This is a genomic window from Pantoea sp. JK (assembly GCF_026130245.1).
Taxonomy (GTDB): Bacteria; Pseudomonadota; Gammaproteobacteria; order Enterobacterales; family Enterobacteriaceae; genus Pantoea; species Pantoea trifolii.
On the sequence record NZ_JAINFN010000009.1, the window covers coordinates 94,905 to 109,270 of the forward strand.

Below are 14,366 nucleotides of genomic sequence, written 5' to 3' on the forward strand. Positions count from 1 at the left end.
TATGCAGGCAGCGGAATGACTTATCCTGACAGAAGCATTTAGCAATGGCATTTTGATTTGTTATACAAATTATTACCGTGCTAATTATGTGGGCATCTATGGAAATCCAAACCCGTTTACTGATTACAGTGAATGATCCAGATCACATAAAAAACGGTTATAAGCGATCAAAATTAATTATTTATTGGTTATATAACGGCTTTGCTAAGGTGGCAAAAAAACCACACGAGAATCATCATGAAAGCAAAATTTCCTGTCCTGAGCGCTTTAGCTCTCAGCGTTAGCCTGCTCTCCACACACGCCTTTGCCGCTAACCCAGAAATCGTCACCATCGGCTATCAGAAAGCCAATATATTTGCTCTGCTGAAATATCGCGGCACGCTGGACGAAACCTTTAAAAAGAAAGGCATCGCTATCCGCTGGGTCGAATTCCCGGCTGGCCCGCAGATGCTGGAAGGCTTAAACGTCGGCAGCATTGATTTGGCCGCTACCGGCGATGCGCCGCCCGCCTTCGCGCAGGCCGCGAAAGCCGATTTGATCTATCTCGGTCATTCCCCGGCTAATCCAAAAACGGAAGCCATCGTGGTGCCGAAAGACTCTGCAATTAAGAGCGTGGCCGATTTGAAAGGCAAACGCGTCGGCCTGAACAAAGGCTCTGACGTTAACTATCTGCTGGTGAAAGCGCTGGAAGATGCGGGGCTGAACTACAAAGACGTGACGCCGGTGTATCTGCCGCCCGCCGATGCGCGCGCTGCATTCCAGAAAGGCGCAATTGATGCGTGGGTGATTTGGGATCCATACCTGGCAGAAGTGGAAGCCAACGCCGGTGCGCGTGAAATCCGCAACGCGGAAGGATTGGTGCCACATTACACCTTCTATCTCGCCAGCCGTCCGTTTGCTGAAGGACATCCTGATACCGCGAAGCAGGTGGTTGATGAGCTGAGCAAACTCAGTGATTGGGCCAACAAGAACCCGGATGACGCGGCCGCGATTCTGTCGAAATCTACCGGCCTGGATAAAGCCATCTGGCAAACCACCATTAAACGTCTGCCTTACGGCGCGTCGCGCATGACCCCGCAGGTGTTTGATGAGCAGCAAGCGCTAGCGGATACCTTTACGCGCGTGGGTCTGTTGCCAGTGAAAGTGGATGTGCGCAGCGCGACCTGGTCGCTGGATAAGAAGTAAATCATTACCAACAACAAGGTCGCCATGAATGGCGACCCTACATGCCCGGTGCCGATTCATGCGCACCGGTTTTTATCAGCCCTCGCCTCTGCCAATCTGCCAAATCCCCGTCGGGGCGGTGCCATTCACTTTCCAATCGCCGATATCGCGCGCTTTGTACACCACCGGATTATGTGACGATACAGTTCGCGCGTTACGCCAGTGACGATCCAGCGCTTTGCTGACGCGCGTATCTGATGCGCCCAACGCGTAGAACAGTTCGGTAGCAGCGCGTGTTACCAGTTCGCTGGCGATCACCTGCGCCTGGCCCGCTTCGGCTTCGGCCAGCACATTCGCTGCGGCAACTTGCGCTTCATCGCTGCTCAAGTGGTCAACGTATGCTGATTGCAGTGAATGTGTCGCGCGGATCACCGTGGCTTCTACCGCAAACGCCAGGCTGGTGATTTCCCCGATCACCTGCAGAATCTGCGCATCCTGACGCACAACGCCGCCGTTGCCGTGGCTGTAAACCCGATTTCGCGCCGCCACCGCTTGCGCACCATCGCGCGCCACCGCACGACCAATTCCCGCCAGCGTTGCCAGTAACACATGCTGGTAGAAGGCGGTTTGATAACGGAATCGCGTAGCGAAATCGTAGACGTGTTCCTGCTCAACATGTGCACTGTCAAAACGCGTGGTGCCGCTGCCGGTTAAGCGCTGGCCAAATCCGTCCCAATCGTCTTCACGCGTTACGCCGGGTTGGTGGGTGTTCACCAGAGCGATGACATCGCCCTGGTTATCGTTGCGGCGCGCATAGACGTCAATCCAGTCGGCGAACAGTGCGCCGGTGCTGTAAAACTTCTCGCCGCTGAGCGTCCAGCCGTTTTCGGCAGGCGTGATGCGCGTGATGACATCGCCGAGTTTTACCGCGCCAATTTCCGTCCAGCCGCTGCCCACCAGCTCGCCATCAATAAAACGGCCAAACCAGCGATCGCGTTCCGCGCTGTCCGGCTGGTTCAGCCGGTCTTCAACAAAGGCAAAATGGGCGCGCAGCGCCTGAGGCAGATTCGAGTCGGCTTCTGCCAGTTCAGTTAACAGCTGGAACAGCTGCGGCAGCGATGCGCCCCAACCGCCCTTCTCTTTTGGAATGCGCACCGTGCCGAATCCCGCCTCTTTCAGCCAGTAAATCGGCTGATGCGGCAAAATACGTTCGCGCTCACGCGCCACCGTTCCTTCAGCGATGCGGGCAAAGATAGGTCGGAAGTGCGCTGCCAGCGCCGCATAATCGGTACCTGTTGCCAGTAAACTCATGGTGACTCCTGATGTGAAAGATCGTCGATGTCATGCAGCGTGGGCTCGTGGCGCACCGCCAGCAGGAAGAAGATTGGGATGATCGCCGCTAGCGAAACCACCCAGAACATGTTGGTGCCGAGCGCGGCCTGCAGAATCGGCAGGATGAACAGCGCTAACGCACTGCCAATGCCGGAAAGTGCGCGGCTGAAGCCCACGCCAGTGGCGCGAATCGGGGTTGGATAAGAAAGTGCCGGATAGACCATCAGCTGCGCGCCCGGCCCGAAGCCTTCAGCAAACAGCCACAAACCGAGCATCAATACCGCAAAGACAATTCCAGCGATGGCTTCTGGATGACCAATCAACGCCAGCGCGATCAGCGCAAAGAATTGCAGCGCAAAGCCAGCGATGGCGACGTGGCGCGACGGATATTTCCATGCCAGACGCATGCCGAGCAGACCGCCGGTGAAGGCGAACAGCGCGTTGAGTCCCAGCGATGCCGAGATGGTTTCAAACACACCCGCGCCGAGGAACTGCGCCAGAATCGACGGCAGGAAGAAAGCAATGGCGGTGTATTCAAACGAGATACAGATGTTCATCACGCCCGCAACGATGGTGCGTTCGCGCCACGGTTTCTCAAACAGCACGCGGAAACTCACTTTCGGTGCCGCAGCAGCCGGTGGCGCTTCGTGTTCCGCTTCGTGTGCGTGGATACCGTAGGAATCACGCAGGATGCGCACCGCCGATTTCAGATCGCCCTGATTCGCCGCCCACAGGGGCGATTCGTTCATGAATTTGCTGCGCACCGCGATGATCAGCAGCGCCGGTACCGCACCGAACAGCAGCGACGCGCGCCACAGCCAGTCAAGATGCTCTTTTGGCAGCAGGAAGTAGAGCGCGAAGATCAACAGGAAGCACAGCGTTGACGCGGCGTACCACATCGGGCACCAGGCTGCGAGTCGCGCGGCTTTGTTGCCTTTCCCGGCGAATTTGGAGAACTCCGCCAGATACGACATCGCCACCGGCAGATCGATCCCAACGCCAACGCCCATCAGGAAACGCGCGCCAATCAGCACCCAAACATTCGGCGCCAAGCCCGCCGCAATCGCTGAAACCACGAAGAACAGCATGTCGGCCATAAACACTGAATAGCGGCCATATTTATCGGTCAGCCAGCCGCCCACCAGATTGCCAACAATGGTGCCAACCATAATTGAGGATGTGACTAAGCCGGTGAGCAGCGGCGAAAGTTGAAACTCGCGCACCACATCATCGATGCCGTACGACAGCGTGGTGAGATCGTAGGCGTCGAGAAACACGCCGCCGAGCGCGAGGAACACAATCATACGCGCGTAGTTGTCATTTTTGGTGCGAGTGTTGATCAGTCTTGCCACGTCACTGACCGAACGTACCGGTTCAGAAACCGGAATGGTGTTTTCTAAAGGAAGAGAACTCATAACGCCTCACGTTGTTGTTTTGTAGTGCAGGTGAGGTTGTTATAAGCGTTTTTTTAGCGGTACCAAAACAACAATTCTTGATATTAATTTACATTAAAATCAATTAGATAATTGAATTCTCGCCAACACAAAAACCCGGACACGCCTGACGCGTCCGGGTATGCAATCAGCAAAAACTTACTCGGCTGAGACCGGCACCAACACCCCTTTTACCAGCGGATCGTCGGTGGTCTTTAACCACTGTTGTACGCGCGGATCGGAGAAGGCTTTTTTCAGCTTCTCAATATTTTCCTGGTCCAGGTAAGGCGTGCCAATCACCAGCTGTGAGGCGAAAGTACGCGGTGCAGGTGGGAAGAGAATGCCTTTTTCGCGCGGCACTTTACCGGCGTCGAATTGCGAGACGTAACCAATTGCCGCATCCACCGAGTTGAGTGCACGCGGCATGGTCAGCAGATCGAGTTCTTTAAATACGAAGCCGTGCGGATTGCCAACAATGTTCTTCAGTTTGGCCGTACGCGGCTCGACGTTAGGATCGAGCGTAATTAAGCCCTGACGCGCCAGCAGCCATAATGCCTGGCCCTGATTGGCGCCGTCATCTGGCACCACGATGGTCGCGCCCTGCGGCAGATCCGCCACCGATGTGTAGCGATCGGAATAGATGCCAAACGCCCACTGGAATAGCGGCAGCGTTGAAGTCAGCGCAAAGCCGTTGGCATCCACCACTTGCTTCAACCACCATTGGTGCTGATATATCGTCGCAGCATACTGCCCTTCCGCTACCGCGCGGTCGGCTTGCACCGGATCCTGCACGCCCACCGCTTCCAGCGTCAGGCCGTAATCCGGCGTGATGTGCTCACCAACGTATTCGATCAGCTTCTGCTCGCCGGCCATCGCCGGTTCAAAATGCACCTTCAGCGTGGTACCAAATACCACCGCCTGCGCCTGTTGGCCGCGCCAGAACCAGCCGCCTGCTGCGAGTACAACGACCACTATAATCAGTAGCAGCCACGGCCAGCGGCGGGTTTTACGCAGTTCGAAATCTTGTGTTGTCATAACGATGTCCCCTGAGGATGGCGTAATGCGGTGACCAAACGGTCGCCGAGAAATTGGATGGTTTGAATGAGGGCGATTAGCACCACGATGGTGGCGATCATGATGTGGTTGTCGAAGCGCTGATAGCCGTACACCACCGCCAGATAGCCGATCCCGCCCGCGCCGATGGTGCCGGCAATGGCGGAGTACTCAATCATTGAGATCAGGTTGAGCGTCACCGCCGCAACAATCGCCGGTAGCGCTTCACTGAGTTGTGCCGAGCGGATGATCTGCCAGCGCGAACCGCCGCATACCAAACCTACCGCCGTGACTTCGCCGGGCAGCTCACGCAGCGCGTTGTCCACCAGACGGCCAAAGAACGGAATGCCGGCGGCGATCATCGGCACAACGGCAGCGGGAATGCCGATGGTGGTGCCGGTAAGCCAAAAGGTGAACGGAATGATGGCCGCCATCAGCACCAGAAACGGCAATGAACGTCCCATATTCACAATCCAACTCAGCACTCTATTAATCCCGCGATGGGGAAACAGACCGCGCGCTGAGGTGTTAAACAGCACCACACCGACGATGCCGCCGAAGGTGACCACGAACAGCATCACGATCACCACCATTAACGCAGTTTCACCCAGAGCGGGCAGCATCAACGCCGGGATTTCTGGCCACGGCGTATCCTGACTCATCACTGATACGCTCATACCGCCTCCCGCAATGGCAACACGCTGCCGGAAACGCTGGCAACTAAGCCCAGTTGTTCCAGCTGCGACAGCAAGCGTGCCAGCGGCACGCGCTCATGCTGAAAGTGAATGCCCACCTTGAGGCGGCCGGCTTGCAGACCGTTCACCTGCTCAACATGCGCACCGAGCAGATCAATACGCAAACCAAACTGCTGGCTGAGGCGCGATATCCAGTCGCTGGCGACCGGCACATCGGTGCGATAGCTGAGCTGCAACACCAGTTCGGCATCGCCCGCCTGCGCCGCCAGCGGGAACAGGCGCTGTCCCAATAAAGAATCCGGCTGCGCCAGCAACTCTTTCACCACGCCGTACTGCACGATTTGGCCGTCGCGAATTTCCGCTACCGCATCAGCCGCCTGACGCACCGCATCCATTTCATGGGTGATCAGTACTATCGCCAGCTTGTAGTCATCTCGCAGTTTTTTCAGCAGGTCGAGTACGGTGATGGTGGCTTCGGGATCGAGCCCTGAGGTGGCTTCATCCGCCAGCAACACCGACGGGCGCAACGCCAGCGCCCGCGCGATGCCAATACGTTGCCGCTGACCACCGGAAAGCTGGCCGGGATAGGCTTTGGCTTTGTGGCTGAGACCTACGCTCTCCAGCAATTCGCCCACACGTGCGGCGATATCGCGCTCCACCACGCCGAGATAGTGCAGCGGCAAGGCGATGTTCTCCCACGCGGTTTTGCGTTGCAGCAGCGCGGAAGACTGGAACACGGTACCAATTGAGCGACGCGCCTGACGCAGCGCTTCGCCATCCAGCCGCGAGAGATCGCTGCCGTTAACGCGGATGCTGCCGGCGCTCGGTTGCTCCAGCAGGCTGATGCACTTCGCCAAAGTCGATTTACCCGCGCCGCTCGGCCCAACAACGGCGGTAATGTTGGCTTGCGGCACCTGCAAGCTGATGGATTTCAGCACCTCGGTCAGGCGGCCGTCGGGCGCGCGATAGTGTTTGCTGAGGTTATCTATTTCGATCATGAAACCTCCTGCAGCATGGAGGATTTAACGCGATAGCCCGCGCCCGGATGCGGTGCCTGCAGCTGCGGACCGGCGGCGAATAACTTCTCGCGCAGCGTGCCCTGCGCGTACTCTTTTTTGTAGACGCCGCGCTTTTGCAGCTCCGGGATCAGCAACTCCACCACATCTTCAAAGGTTTCGTGCGTCAATGCGTAGGCGAAGTTGAAGCCATCAACGTCGGTCTCTTCGACCCAGCTTTGCAACTCATCTGCGACGGTTTCCGCGCTGCCGACAATCAGCGGACCAAAGCCGCCGATGCCGACCCAATCCGCCAGCGCTTTTACCGTCCACTGACGATCGGGATCGGCGGTGGAGAAGGTTTCAACCGCCGATTGGATGGCGTTGGTGTGGAGATATTTCAGCACCTGATCCGGCTGATACTGGCCGAAGTCGATGCCGGTCCAACCCGACACCAGCGCCAGCGCGCCTTCATAACTGACCCAGCTGGTGTACTCTTTCCACTTCGCCTGCGCCGCCCGATCGGTTTCGCCGACAATCACGGTTTGCAGATTGAAGATTTTGATGCTGTAAGGATCGCGCCCCGCTTCCGCCGCGCGGCGGCGAATGTCAGCAACGGTTTTCTTCAGCAGCACTTTTGACGGCGCAGCAACAAATACGCATTCGGCATGTTCTGCCGCAAACTGTTTGCCGCGACTCGATGCGCCCGCCTGATACAGCACCGGCGTGCGCTGCGGTGACGGTTCGCACAGGTGAATGCCCGGCACGTTGAAGAAGGTGCCCTGATGATTGATGGGGTGGATTTTGCGCGGGTCGCTGAAGATGCGGCGTTCACGGTCACGCAATACCGCATCTTGCTCCCAGCTGCCTTCCAGCAGCTTGTAGACCACTTGCAGATACTCGTCGGCATAATCGTAGCGGCTGTCGTGATCGGTCTGAGTTTTATGCCCAATGTTGCGCGCCCCGCTCTCCAGATACGAGGTAACGATGTTCCAGCCGATGCGGCCTTTGGTCAGGTGATCGAGCGTCGATAAGCGGCGCGCAAAGGGATACGGATGTTCAAACGACAGCGACGCGGTGAGACCAAACCCGAGATGTTCGGTGACCAGCGCCATCGGCGTAATCAACGCCAGCGGATCGTTGACCGGCACCTGCGTCGCCTGGCGGATCGCCGCATCGCCGTTGCCGTTCAGGACGTCGTAAACGCCGAGCACGTCGGCGATAAACAGGCCGTCAAACTTGCCGCGTTCCAGCAGGCGCGCCAAATCGACCCAATACTCCAGATCTTTATATTGCCAGGAACGGTCACGCGGATGCGCCCACAAACCCGGCGACTGGTGTCCGACACAGTTCATATCAAATGCGTTCAAGCGAATTTCACGTTGCGATGGCATAGCAATCTCCATAGCGAGGCCGTGATCGTGTTACGACCCGGCGTTCGTCAGTTAATTTTTAGGATGTTGAGAGATTAAAGCGCTGAAGGGGGACATCGCTCGGCATGAGCGATTTGCAGTTCTTGTAAAATATGCCTCGCCACAGCGGCGGCGTGATCGGCGACCTGCGGCAATCCCATCAGTTCACCGAAGCGCGCTCGCGCAGCGGGACCGACGACAAACAGTCGCGCGTTGGGTTGGCCGGTGAGATTGAGCGTGCGCGACTGGCTGTCGACATCAATACCAAAACCGAGCAGGTCTGCGCGGATTAACCCTTGCTGACTCAGTGATTGCAACAATGGCTGGCTGGCGGTTAAGGCTTCATGGCCGGGACCGGTGGTGACAATCAGATGATCGAGGCGATGGGTTTCGCTGGCGCCAACGCGCGTGCGTAGCGTGATTTGCAGTTGTTTGCCGAGATCGGAGATTTCGCAAAGGCGCGCGGCCAGCACCTTCAGACTGCCCTGTTGACGACGTGCGTTGATCACCGCAGACACCTGCGGCGCGATGCGATAGCGATGTACGTCCCACCACGAGCGCAAATGACGGACAAAGCGCTGCTGCTCGCGCAAAGGTAGCGATTGCCAGATATCCTGACCTTGCACTCGCACCTGATCAAGCACGCGCTGCCACGGCAAATCCTGTTCAGCGGCACGCGCGACCTCGGCGCGAATATGTCGTAGCCACAGACGCGCGCTGGACGCATCCTCCGGGGCTAACGTCCATTCAGGCCATTCACCGCTCAGATTGTCGCGTGAGAGCTGCCCACGGCGCGAGAAGGCGATTAACGGGCCACGATGCTGTCTGGTGCCCAATGAAGCCACCACGTCCGCCATGCTCAAGCCGGTACCGATAATCGCCACCGAGGATTGAGGATCGATGGCGTCTAATACGCCGTGCTGCCACGGATTGGCAATCAGCGCCGGATGCGCCGAGAACGGTTGCAGCGCACGCGGCAACGATGGTGGTGGATGACTGATCGCTAACGCCAGTACATCACCCCGCAACGTTTCGCCGTTGCTGAGCAACAGCTGCTCGCCTTCCCAGGCCACGGCGCTGGCCTGAACATGGCGCAGCGTGACGTGCGGATACGCCTGCGCAGCTTGCGCAAACTGGTCTGCCAGATAGCGACCGAACAGGCTGCGCTGCGGATAAACTGCGCCGTCTTCACAGTGCGCTACTGAGTCCAGTGAACATTCCGGCTGTTGGCGATACCAGCGGTCAAACGCGCCCTGCTCTTCACCGCTTAACTGCATGCGCGAAGCGGGCACGTTGATGCGGTGCGCGGGCTCCTGCGTGGAATAGGCAACGCCGCCGCCGAGACTGGCGCGCGGTTCGACCACTGTAATCAGTAATCTGCTCGATGAGGTTCGTGCGAGATGAATTGCCAACGCTGTGCCACTAAAGCCACCGCCAACAATGATTACCTGTGTCGTTGCCATTGCCTTCTCCTGCATTAGCTGGCGCTCGTCTGTTTCGAAGGTCGCTTATCGCCACCAATGGTTTCACCAAACGGCCCGGTATTAATGGTGCGTTCACGCTGCTGTTGCGCATTCGCCAGTGGCAGCAGCGGCAACAACAATTCGGCCACGCGATGCGCTTCTTCAAGATGCGGATATCCAGACAGAATAAAATTGGTGACGCCCAACGCCTGATATTCACGGATACGTTCAGCCACTTGCTCAGGGCTGCCGACCAGCGCAGTGCCCGCGCCACCGCGTACCAGACCAACGCCAGCCCAGAGATTCGGCGAGATATAAAGATTGTCGCGCGAACCCTGGTGCAATGCGCTCATCCGCGCCTGACCGGCAGAATCCATACGCGCAAAGATTTTCTGCGCCTGCGCAATAGTCTCTTCATCAAGATGGCCAATCAACTTATCTGCCGCCGCTTTGGCTTCTTCTTCGGTCTCGCGCACAATAACGTGCAAACGAATGCCGTATTCCAGTTTACGTCCGCGCTGTTGCGCACGCGCGCTCACCACTTCCAGCTTCTCGGCAACCTGCGCTGGCGGCTCGCCCCAGGTGAGATAGGTATCGATCTGTTCCGCAGCCACATCAATCGCCGCCTCTGATGAACCACCAAAATAGAGTGGCGGACCATTCTCCTGCACCGGCGGGAACAGCACTTCCGCACCTTCGACGTGGATATGTTTGCCTTCGTAATCCACTTTCTCACCGCGCATCAGGCGGCTGTAGACATCGAGGAATTCTTTGGTGACTTCATAACGTTCACTGTGGTTGAGGAAAATGCCGTCGCCTTTGTTCTCGACAGGATCGCCACCGGTCACCACGTTAATCAATAAACGTCCTTCAGACAGACGATCAAGCGTGGTCGCCATGCGTGCTGCCAGCGTTGGCGGCTGCAGGCCAGGACGTACCGCCACTAAATAGCGCAGACGTTTGGTGATGGGCGCTAACGCCGAGGCAACCAGCCAGGAATCTTCGCAGCTTTTGCCAGTGGGAATTAATACGCCATAGAAGCCAAGATTGTCGGCGGCAAGTGCCACTTGCTGTAAGTAGGGTAAATCGACCGGGCGTCCGCCTTGCGTTGTGCCGAGGTAGCGTCCATCACCGTGCGTCGGTAAAAACCAGAAGACATTAATTTTATCGTTCGCGGAATCGGCCATTATGCTTTTCCTATATAACTTTATTAAAAAATGATCATTTTGAACTGCTTATTTGGTTATATAGCTGTTAGCAGAAAGCGTGCCAGGTTGTTGATTAGCGTGTAGTGCCGTATTTCAAAGGGTTAGCGTTGTTGCTTTCTTCATATCGAGTTGCAATTGCAACTCTGACGCAACAGCTATTGCTGCATATGCAACTGCTTATGCTTTTTACATGGTGTTAATAGTCGGCGTGAGCATTTAGCGTAGCGATATGCTCGTTACCGGACTCAATGCCATGCTAACCAACTTTAATAATCACACTGATTCACCGCGCTTAGTCGATCCCGCTTCTCTGGCGTTTCAATCGCTGCTGGATAAATTCGCCCCCACGGATGCCACCGTGCTGATTGTCGGCGAAACCGGCACAGGGAAAGAAGTGGTGGCGCGCTATCTGCATCATCATAGCCAGCGGCGTCACGGCCCTTTCCTGGCGGTTAACTGCGGCGCACTGACAGAAAGTCTGGCTGAAGCTGAGTTGTTCGGCCATGAGAAAGGCGCTTTTACCGGCGCGACGCAGTCTCATCCCGGCTGGTTTGAATCCGCGCAAGGCGGTACCTTGCTGCTGGATGAGATTGGTGAGCTTAGCCCTTCACTGCAGGTTAAATTGCTGCGCGTGTTGCAGGAGCGCGAGATTACGCGAGTGGGCTCGCGCAAAGCGATCAAGGTGGATGTGCGGGTTATCGCGGCTACGCATGTGGATTTGGCGCAGGCGATCCGCGAGCGACGCTTCCGCGAAGATCTGTTCTATCGCCTGAATATTGCGGTGGTTCCGCTGCCGCCGCTGCGTCAGCGTCGTGAAGACATTCCTCTGCTGGCGCAACATTTCCTCGCACTTTACGCACGACGTTTAGGCCGCCCGGCACGGCGTCTGTCGCCTGATGCGCTTGAGGCGCTGCGCGAATACAGCTGGCCCGGCAATATCCGTGAACTAGAGAACACGCTGCACAACGCTGTGTTGTTGAGCCGCGAAGAAACACTAACGCCCGCACAGCTGCGACTTGCTGGTTACAGTGAACAGGGTTTTAGCGAGTCAAACGATTCAACGCTCGATAGTTTTCTTCAGCAGCAGTTGATCAGCCAGCCGCAGCAACTGTTTGATCGCGTTATCAGCGGCCTGATCAGCAATGCGCTTTTGATGACAGATCAGAATCAAACCCAGGCCGCCGCGCTATTGGGTATCAGCCGCCACACCTTACGCACGCATCTGGCGAATCAGGGAATAATTAAAGGACGCCGCAAAGCACTTGTTTCTCCATCCTCGTCCAGTGCGCATGTAACGCAGGAACGCGAGCTGCGTATTGGCTATCAGAAGTTTGGCAATCTCGGCGTGTTGAAAGCTCGTCAAAGCCTCGAACACTGTTTCGCTCAGCAAGGCGTTAGCGTGCTGTGGAGTGAGTTTCCCGCCGGGCCACAGTTGCTGTATGCGTTGCAGAACAATGAAATCGACTTTGGGACCACCGGCGAAGTACCGCCAATCTTTGCCCAGGCGAGCGGCAATGCGGTGACTTATATTGCGTGGGAGCCCCCGGCGCCAAGCAGTGTTGGCATTGTGGTGCCGCATGACAGCGATATTCGCACCATCAGCGATCTGCGCAGTAAGCGCGTATCGGTTAATAGAGGCTCGAACGTTCACTGGCTACTGCTACAGTTACTGGAAGAAGCAGGCATTGGTCTGGACGAACTCAAGGTGGTTTACACGCCGCCTAAGTATCCGCTGACCGCCAGTGATTATCTCTCGGTTGATGCCTGGATGATGTGGGATCCGTTGCTCAGCGCTGCGGAGAGCAATCCTGAGCTGAGGATTTTGGTTAATGGTGAAGGGCGCGTACGTAATCATCAGTTCTATCTGGCGCGACGTGATTACGTTGAAAAGAACGATGACATCCTCAGACAGCTGGTGGAAAGTTTGCAGCAAACAGGCTTGTTCATTGATAGCCATCGCCACGAAGCGTCAATGTTACTGGCTCAGGAGCTGGGATTAGAAGTTGCGTCAGTAGAACGCGCATTGACACGTCGCAGCCACAAAACGCGTGCGATGGCCTTCGAAGTGATTAAAGAGCAGCAGACAATAGCCGATCGTTTTTATGCGTTGGGACTGATTAATAAACCGGTGCGGGTGCGCGATGCAGTCTGGCAATTTTCATCAGCGCTGGCGTTGATTGAGTAAGGTTAGTCTTGAAAGTTATCCACGCTTTCTGTGGATAAATCGTTGAATATCATCTGGCTAATCTCGCTTTGGGTCTTGAGTTGATGGCTGAAATTACAATCTTAACTGGCGATTTCAGCCTGAAATTTTATTAAAAAAGCTATATTTTTCATGCAAATAGAGATGAAATCGCTTGGGCGAATGGATGAAATCTCATTCGGTTGCTGCTCGGCTTATAAGGCTTCACTGGCGACTGCCGGTTTAGCGCGCAGCTGGTTAAATTGGCTGCAGTTAGTTTATCGGTATTGGTGAGTTAGAACCGTATGCCTTTTAGCTGCTGGTTGAAATGATGGCGATTTCAGCCTGAAATTTCCGCAGCGACAATCGATATTTCATACAGTTAGCGCTGAAATTGCGCTGGCGAGGCATTGAGAAGGGCATAAAAAAACCGCCCGAAGGCGGCATTTCGCTACTGATTTAGATACTTGTTGAGCGTCTCGTTAATCACCTTATCCAACTCTTCCTGCAACTCTTTGGACTGGCGATTAAACTCGTAGCTGAACATGCGTCCGCGTGTTTTCTTACGCGCAAAACGATCTTTATCGGCAAAGCTCCACAAAGGTGTTGCCACGGTTTTGTCTTTGGCCGGTGACTGAATCAGCGTCTGGCTGCCGTTACGCACTAAACGCAAGATGCCATTCTTCACTTCATCTTCCGCTAAACCATCGCGTGCGCATACGGTATCAACATCCATGCCGATGGTATCGATCAGTGCATCAACCGTTTGTCCGGTTTCCTGCAGCTTCTCGTACGCCTGCAGCAGCGATTTATAGTCTGGATAAGTCAGCTCAGAATGATTCGGGAACAGCGTCACCAGCTCAAGCGGCACGCTTGCGGCTTGCAATGCACGCGTGACTTTGGCCTGAGAAAGTCCTTCGCTTTGCGCAATTTCCTTTTGCGATAATCCGCCATCTTTCAGTGCCAGCAAGCGCATGCCCACTTCACGCAGATTGTGCTCACGCGCGGTCTGAATATCCTGCGCTAAACGACGCGCTTCTTCCGCAGAGATAGCCACTTCGGTAACCAGCACATCCAGCCCGGTTTTGCAGTGAAGAGCCGCAGCACGACGGCGTGAACCATCGAGAATCTCAATGCGGTCGTCACGCTTTACACCAATCGCCGGGAAAAATTGCTGCAATTTGATGGTGCGAATGATGTCACGCAGCGATTCTGGCGTCAGGCCAGACTGATCGCGGCCATTGGTTTCCATCTTAACGAAAGTTTTCTCTTCGATTTCTTTCGCAGGGATGTGTTCCAGCGTGAACAGGGCGCGTTTGCCCGTCGCCAGGATAAAGGTCTGAGAATGGCCATCGGCGCTTTCCTCAGTCTGCAATGGTGTCTGGCTGAAGGTTCGGCCAATGGTGATTCTTTTTGCGCTCATAGTAAC

Annotated in this window: 11 protein-coding genes; 2 read left to right on the forward strand and 9 right to left on the reverse strand. The window is 56.0% G+C overall.

Annotation, left to right across the window (positions count from 1 at the left end; all coding sequences use genetic code 11):
- Window positions 1-237: 237 nt before the first annotated feature.
- Window positions 238-1,185 (forward strand): sulfonate ABC transporter substrate-binding protein, encoded by a 948-nt coding sequence (locus PanJK_RS18630; RefSeq protein ID WP_265301903.1) that lies wholly within the window; start codon window positions 238-240, stop codon window positions 1,183-1,185.
- Window positions 1,186-1,260: 75 nt separating this feature from the next.
- Here the strand turns inward: PanJK_RS18630 and PanJK_RS18635 are convergent, their stop codons facing one another.
- The 8 genes from PanJK_RS18635 to ssuD form a co-directional block, all read right to left on the reverse strand.
- The gene (locus tag PanJK_RS18635; protein WP_265301905.1) at window positions 1,261-2,475 is read right to left on the reverse strand and encodes an acyl-CoA dehydrogenase family protein; all 1,215 of its coding nucleotides are present in this window, start codon (window positions 2,473-2,475) and stop codon (window positions 1,261-1,263) included.
- Complete coding sequence (locus PanJK_RS18640; RefSeq protein WP_265301907.1) at window positions 2,472-3,911, reverse strand: MFS transporter; 1,440 nt, start codon at window positions 3,909-3,911, stop codon at window positions 2,472-2,474. The genes PanJK_RS18635 and PanJK_RS18640 overlap by 4 nt, the downstream gene beginning before the upstream one ends.
- A gap of 177 nt (window positions 3,912-4,088) precedes the next feature.
- Window positions 4,089-4,964, reverse strand: a complete 876-nt coding sequence (locus tag PanJK_RS18645; RefSeq protein ID WP_265301909.1) for a MetQ/NlpA family ABC transporter substrate-binding protein — start codon at window positions 4,962-4,964, stop codon at window positions 4,089-4,091.
- Window positions 4,961-5,659, reverse strand: coding sequence for a methionine ABC transporter permease (locus PanJK_RS18650; protein WP_265301911.1), 699 nt, complete (start codon window positions 5,657-5,659; stop codon window positions 4,961-4,963). The genes PanJK_RS18645 and PanJK_RS18650 overlap by 4 nt, the downstream gene beginning before the upstream one ends.
- The gene (locus tag PanJK_RS18655; protein ID WP_265301914.1) at window positions 5,656-6,675 is read right to left on the reverse strand and encodes a methionine ABC transporter ATP-binding protein; all 1,020 of its coding nucleotides are present in this window, start codon (window positions 6,673-6,675) and stop codon (window positions 5,656-5,658) included. The genes PanJK_RS18650 and PanJK_RS18655 overlap by 4 nt, the downstream gene beginning before the upstream one ends.
- The gene (locus tag PanJK_RS18660; RefSeq protein WP_265301917.1) at window positions 6,672-8,066 is read right to left on the reverse strand and encodes an LLM class flavin-dependent oxidoreductase; all 1,395 of its coding nucleotides are present in this window, start codon (window positions 8,064-8,066) and stop codon (window positions 6,672-6,674) included. The genes PanJK_RS18655 and PanJK_RS18660 overlap by 4 nt, the downstream gene beginning before the upstream one ends.
- A 74-nt stretch (window positions 8,067-8,140) precedes the next feature.
- Window positions 8,141-9,547, reverse strand: a complete 1,407-nt coding sequence (locus PanJK_RS18665) for an FAD/NAD(P)-binding protein (protein ID WP_265301919.1) — start codon at window positions 9,545-9,547, stop codon at window positions 8,141-8,143.
- 14 nt (window positions 9,548-9,561) lie between these two features.
- Complete coding sequence (gene ssuD / locus PanJK_RS18670) at window positions 9,562-10,734, reverse strand: FMNH2-dependent alkanesulfonate monooxygenase (RefSeq protein ID WP_265301921.1); 1,173 nt, start codon at window positions 10,732-10,734, stop codon at window positions 9,562-9,564.
- A gap of 274 nt (window positions 10,735-11,008) precedes the next feature.
- On the opposite strand from ssuD, the gene PanJK_RS18675 reads away from it, so the two are divergent.
- Entirely contained in the window at window positions 11,009-12,940 is a 1,932-nt protein-coding gene (locus PanJK_RS18675; protein WP_265301922.1) for a sigma-54-dependent Fis family transcriptional regulator, read from the forward strand.
- A gap of 448 nt (window positions 12,941-13,388) precedes the next feature.
- Here the strand turns inward: PanJK_RS18675 and PanJK_RS18680 are convergent, their stop codons facing one another.
- Window positions 13,389-14,360, reverse strand: coding sequence for a ParB family protein (locus PanJK_RS18680; RefSeq protein ID WP_256699052.1), 972 nt, complete (start codon window positions 14,358-14,360; stop codon window positions 13,389-13,391).
- Between the last annotated feature and the right edge of the window lie 6 nt (window positions 14,361-14,366).

What these genes read in the sequence shown, in the direction of transcription:
- PanJK_RS18660 (WP_265301917.1), bottom strand. Translation starts at nt 8,066, where the DNA reads ATGCCATCGCAACGTGAAATTCGCTTGAACGCATTTGATATGAACTGT.
- PanJK_RS18665 (WP_265301919.1), bottom strand. Translation starts at nt 9,547, where the DNA reads ATGGCAACGACACAGGTAATCATTGTTGGCGGTGGCTTTAGTGGCACA.
- ssuD (WP_265301921.1), bottom strand. Translation starts at nt 10,734, where the DNA reads ATGGCCGATTCCGCGAACGATAAAATTAATGTCTTCTGGTTTTTACCG.
- PanJK_RS18630 (WP_265301903.1), top strand. Translation starts at nt 238, where the DNA reads ATGAAAGCAAAATTTCCTGTCCTGAGCGCTTTAGCTCTCAGCGTTAGC.
- PanJK_RS18655 (WP_265301914.1), bottom strand. Translation starts at nt 6,675, where the DNA reads ATGATCGAAATAGATAACCTCAGCAAACACTATCGCGCGCCCGACGGC.
- PanJK_RS18635 (WP_265301905.1), bottom strand. Translation starts at nt 2,475, where the DNA reads ATGAGTTTACTGGCAACAGGTACCGATTATGCGGCGCTGGCAGCGCAC.
- PanJK_RS18645 (WP_265301909.1), bottom strand. Translation starts at nt 4,964, where the DNA reads ATGACAACACAAGATTTCGAACTGCGTAAAACCCGCCGCTGGCCGTGG.
- PanJK_RS18675 (WP_265301922.1), top strand. Translation starts at nt 11,009, where the DNA reads ATGCTAACCAACTTTAATAATCACACTGATTCACCGCGCTTAGTCGAT.
- PanJK_RS18650 (WP_265301911.1), bottom strand. Translation starts at nt 5,659, where the DNA reads ATGAGCGTATCAGTGATGAGTCAGGATACGCCGTGGCCAGAAATCCCG.
- PanJK_RS18680 (WP_256699052.1), bottom strand. Translation starts at nt 14,360, where the DNA reads ATGAGCGCAAAAAGAATCACCATTGGCCGAACCTTCAGCCAGACACCA.
- PanJK_RS18640 (WP_265301907.1), bottom strand. Translation starts at nt 3,911, where the DNA reads ATGAGTTCTCTTCCTTTAGAAAACACCATTCCGGTTTCTGAACCGGTA.